1 protein-coding gene is annotated in these 1,474 nt (G+C 33.2%); it reads right to left on the reverse strand.

Annotated features, from left to right (window positions below):
* The coding region (locus tag A3757_RS19425; protein ID WP_156506427.1) for a hypothetical protein at nt 1–1,235 on the reverse strand (1,235 nt) is incomplete at its 3' end.
* Nucleotides 1,236–1,474 lie beyond the last annotated feature (239 nt).

Consider the following 1,474-nt stretch of genomic DNA (forward strand, 5'->3'; position numbering starts at 1 on the left):
ATCCACTCTTTAGGTAGTATTAATCGAACACCTGATCTTTTAGCTGTATACATAATAAAATCATTGAAATCGCTACTTTTTGAAAATGACTCTAAACTCTCATACTTCTTAAAACTTAGATTTAATGTATTGTCGATCGTTTGTTTATATTTTGATAGATAAGCGTTTCCCAAATGATTTAGATCAACATCACATCTTAATGTCGTATTGGCGCTATGATTTCCCATTCTATTGGTATGAGTTCTTGTATCAGTAGCTCCATTCTTATGAGTCCTAATGATAGTTCGACTATTTTTGGAATTACCTTGTGTACAAAAATAATCAAAAGGGAAAGTCGTAAGCTCTTCCGTTTTTTCTTTTAAATATTTTCTCGCCAAATTCTTTTGAAAGGTTTCGAATCCTGTTGTTTTCTTCTCATAACAATCTTTAGTGATACATCGACCAATTGATATTAACTTTGCACCTACTTTCGAAGGCATAACGTTTCTAAAAAAGTTTTCACCTTTTTGGATTTTTTCTAACAACCCCGCGTATTGACTGTAAAAAGCCTGTCGGGCCGATTCACTGGTATACCGTTCATAATAACCATCTGCTTGCTTGTCAATAAGCTTGATCTTTTTGTAATAGCTTTGTTGAATATTGCTGTATAAGAAATAGGTACTTTCATTTATTACAGGGTCTTGGTAATCATTAAGAAGGGTATTGGCTAGAGTAACAGCTTCGTTGTTAATTATTATTTCTTTGGATTTTTTCGGGCCATATATGTCACCTACTCCGCTTTCATTCTTGATCAAGCCAATGGAGCTAAAAAAAACTTTCTTTTCTGTATCAGTGCGCTCTTTTAGATAAGGTATGTTTTCTTCGATATCTTGATCAAAAAGCATTGCTCTTTTGGATAACAGTGCATTGTAAAAAGCCTGCTGCTGAAAATCTGGAGTTTGTTTTGCTAGGTAGTCAATGAACTCTTTCTGACCTAAGAAAAATACCGGATGAGCTATGATTATCACCAAGCTTGATAGAAAAATTTTTGAACCTTTACTTATTCTGAAAAAGTAAATCGTTCTTACTAATACCAAAGACAAGCCGATGCTAGATAGAGCTCTTCCAAGTATTTCTATAGTTTCAATATCACTATAGTTAAAACTCCCTCCTGAGACATTTAATAGCTTTGTGTTAAACATCAATTCAGAAAATATATAAGCTAAGTTAACAATAGCAACGGCAATGAAATACATTATGTCCTCATAATAAAAATATCGTTGCTACTAGACTAGAACATTTTCAAAAATCCTACATTTAATTTACTCTTGTTGAAAAACGTCTCATTTCAATAAGTGAGCTATTAAAGAGGTTGCAAAACAGGCTGCGTAAACTCGGATTTCTCATTGAGGAACTGGTACTAACTCAGGGGAAAGGTCAAGGTCATATGTAATATGAACCTTTATAAAGGGAAGCTAGAATGAAAAAAGATTTC

The organism is Oleiphilus sp. HI0117 (assembly GCF_001635235.1).